Source organism: Halomonas sp. ANAO-440, assembly GCF_019915905.1.
GTDB lineage: Bacteria > Pseudomonadota > Gammaproteobacteria > Pseudomonadales > Halomonadaceae > Halomonas > Halomonas chromatireducens.
Genome location: NZ_JAHXBV010000006.1, coordinates 1 through 3,204, shown reverse-complemented (window position 1 = coordinate 3,204; position 3,204 = coordinate 1). Strand labels below are relative to the sequence as shown.

Here is a 3,204-nt window from a genome sequence, read left to right as displayed (position 1 = left end):
TGCCTGACGATGACCTACTCTCGCATGGGGAGACCCCACACTACCATCGGCGCTGAGCGGTTTCACTGCTGAGTTCGGCATGGGATCAGGTGGTTCCCGAACGCTATGGTCGTCAGGCAAAACGGGTTGGAATCATGCTGGCGTGATCGTCTCGGCCACGGTGCTCACCGCGCCTTGCGTATCCGTCAATTGCGCGCGTAATGCGCAGACCCCTTGGGGTTATATGGTCAAGCCTCACGGGCAATTAGTACCGGTTAGCTCAACGCCTTGCAGCGCTTCCACACCCGGCCTATCAACCAGCTGGTCTCGCTGGGCCCTTCAGGAGGCTCAAGGCCTCAGGGATGTCTCATCTTGAAGGGGGCTTCCCGCTTAGATGCTTTCAGCGGTTATCCTGTCCGCACATAGCTACCCGGCAATGCCACTGGCGTGACAACCGGAACACCAGAGGTGCGTCCACTCCGGTCCTCTCGTACTAGGAGCAGCTCTTCTCAAACATCCAACGCCCACGGCAGATAGGGACCGAACTGTCTCACGACGTTCTAAACCCAGCTCGCGTACCACTTTAAATGGCGAACAGCCATACCCTTGGGACCGACTTCAGCCCCAGGATGTGATGAGCCGACATCGAGGTGCCAAACACCGCCGTCGATGTGAACTCTTGGGCGGTATCAGCCTGTTATCCCCGGAGTACCTTTTATCCGTTGAGCGATGGCCCTTCCATACAGAACCACCGGATCACTAGAACCTACTTTCGTACCTGCTCGACGTGTCTGTCTCGCAGTCAAGCACCCTTATGCTCTTGCACTCACTGCACGATTTCCGACCGTGCTGAGGGTACCTTCGTGCTCCTCCGTTACTCTTTAGGAGGAGACCGCCCCAGTCAAACTACCCACCACACACTGTCCTCGATCCGGATAACGGACCTGAGTTAGAACGCCAATGATGCCAGGCTGGTATTTCAAGGTTGGCTCCACCTGAACTGGCGTCCAGGGTTCAAAGCCTCCCAGCTATCCTACACAGGCAACATCAGCGTCCAGTGTGAAGCTATAGTAAAGGTTCACGGGGTCTTTCCGTCTAGCCGCGGGTACACAGCATCTTCACTGCGATTTCAATTTCACTGAGTCTCGGGTGGAGACAGCGTGGCCATCATTACGCCATTCGTGCAGGTCGGAACTTACCCGACAAGGAATTTCGCTACCTTAGGACCGTTATAGTTACGGCCGCCGTTTACCGGGGCTTCGATCAGGAGCTTCGCCCGAGGGCTAACACCATCAATTAACCTTCCGGCACCGGGCAGGCGTCACACCCTATACGTCCGCTTACGCGTTTGCAGAGTGCTGTGTTTTTAATAAACAGTTGCAGCCACCTGGTATCTTCGACCGGTTCGAGCTCCAGCAGCAAGTGCCTTCACCCTACGCCGGCGTGCCTTCTCCCGAAGTTACGGCACCATTTTGCCTAGTTCCTTCACCCGAGTTCTCTCAAGCGCCTTGGTATTCTCTACCTGACCACCTGTGTCGGTTTGGGGTACGGTCCCACATGATCTGAAGCTTAGAGGCTTTTCCTGGAAGCGTGGCATCGATGACTTCCTGACCGTAGTCAGTTCGTCTCGCTTCTCGGCCTTCTCATTGAAGAGAGCGATCCGGATTTACCTGAATCGCTGGCCTACAAGCTTTCACCAGGACTACCAACGCCTGGCTCACCTAGCCTTCTTCGTCCCCCCATCGCAACCATGTGAGGTACGGGAATATTGACCCGTTTCCCATCGACTACGCCTTTCGGCCTCGCCTTAGGGGCCGACTCACTCTGCTCCGATTAGCGTCGAACAGAAACCCTTGGTCTTCCGGCGGGGGAGTTTTTCACTCCCCTTGTCGTTACTCATGTCAGCATTCGCACTCGTGATACCTCCAGCAGACTTCTCAATCCACCTTCATCGGCTTACACGACGCTCCTCTACCGCTTGCCATTCGGCAAGCCCGTAGCTTCGGTACCTGGTTTAGCCCCGTTACATCTTCCGCGCAGGCCGACTCGACTAGTGAGCTATTACGCTTTCTTTAAAGGATGGCTGCTTCTAAGCCAACCTCCTAGCTGTCTGAGCCTTCCCACATCGTTTCCCACTTAACCAGGATTTCGGGACCTTAGCTGACGGTCTGGGTTGTTTCCCTTTTCACGACGGACGTTAGCACCCGCCGTGTGTCTCCCACGCTTGCACTCACCGGTATTCGGAGTTTGCCTCGGGTTGGTAAGTCGGGATGACCCCCTAGCCGAAACAGTGCTCTACCCCCGGCGGTGATACGTGAGGCGCTACCTAAATAGCTTTCGAGGAGAACCAGCTATCTCCGGGCTTGATTAGCCTTTCACTCCGATCCACAAGTCATCCAAATCTTTTTCAACAGATCCTGGTTCGGTCCTCCAGTTGATGTTACTCAACCTTCAACCTGCTCATGGATAGATCGCCCGGTTTCGGGTCTATATCCAGCGACTGGTCGCCCAGTTAAGACTCGCTTTCGCTACGCCTCCCCTATTCGGTTAAGCTCGCCACTGAATATAAGTCGCTGACCCATTATACAAAAGGTACGCGGTCACAGAACACGTCTGCTCCCACTGCTTGTACGCATACGGTTTCAGGATCTATTTCACTCCCCTCTCCGGGGTTCTTTTCGCCTTTCCCTCACGGTACTGGTTCACTATCGGTCAGCCAGGAGTATTTAGCCTTGGAGGATGGTCCCCCCATATTCAGTCAAGGTTTCTCGTGCCCCGACCTACTCGATTTCACGTGATCAGATTTTCGACTACGGGGCTATCACCCACTATGGCCGAGCTTCCCAGCTCGTTCGTCTAATCAGTCACACGCTTAAGGGCTGGTCCCCGTTCGCTCGCCGCTACTGGGGGAATCTCGGTTGATTTCTTTTCCTCAGGGTACTTAGATGTTTCAGTTCCCCTGGTTCGCCTCCCAACACCTATGTATTCAGTGTGGGATACCCAGCTTATGCTGGGTGGGTTTCCCCATTCAGAAATGCCCGGGTCACAGGTCGTTTGCCACCTCGCCGAGCCTTATCGCAGGCTACCACGTCTTTCATCGCCTCTGGCTGCCTAGGCATCCACCGTATGCGCTTAATCGCTTGACCATATAACCCGAAAGGGTCTGGTCCGCGATTACTCACGACAATTGCCGGATACGCTTGAGACGTATCACGTTGTCCTTCC

Annotated in this window: 2 rRNA genes; both read right to left on the bottom strand. The window is 55.0% G+C overall.

Features of this window, described 5'->3' with window-relative positions:
- Position 1: 1 nt before the first annotated feature.
- A 5S ribosomal RNA gene (gene rrf / locus KZO25_RS06870) occupies positions 2–117 on the bottom strand.
- A 106-nt stretch (positions 118–223) separates the two neighbouring features.
- Positions 224–3,125: ribosomal RNA gene (locus KZO25_RS06865) — 23S ribosomal RNA — on the bottom strand.
- Positions 3,126–3,204: the final 79 nt, after the last annotated feature.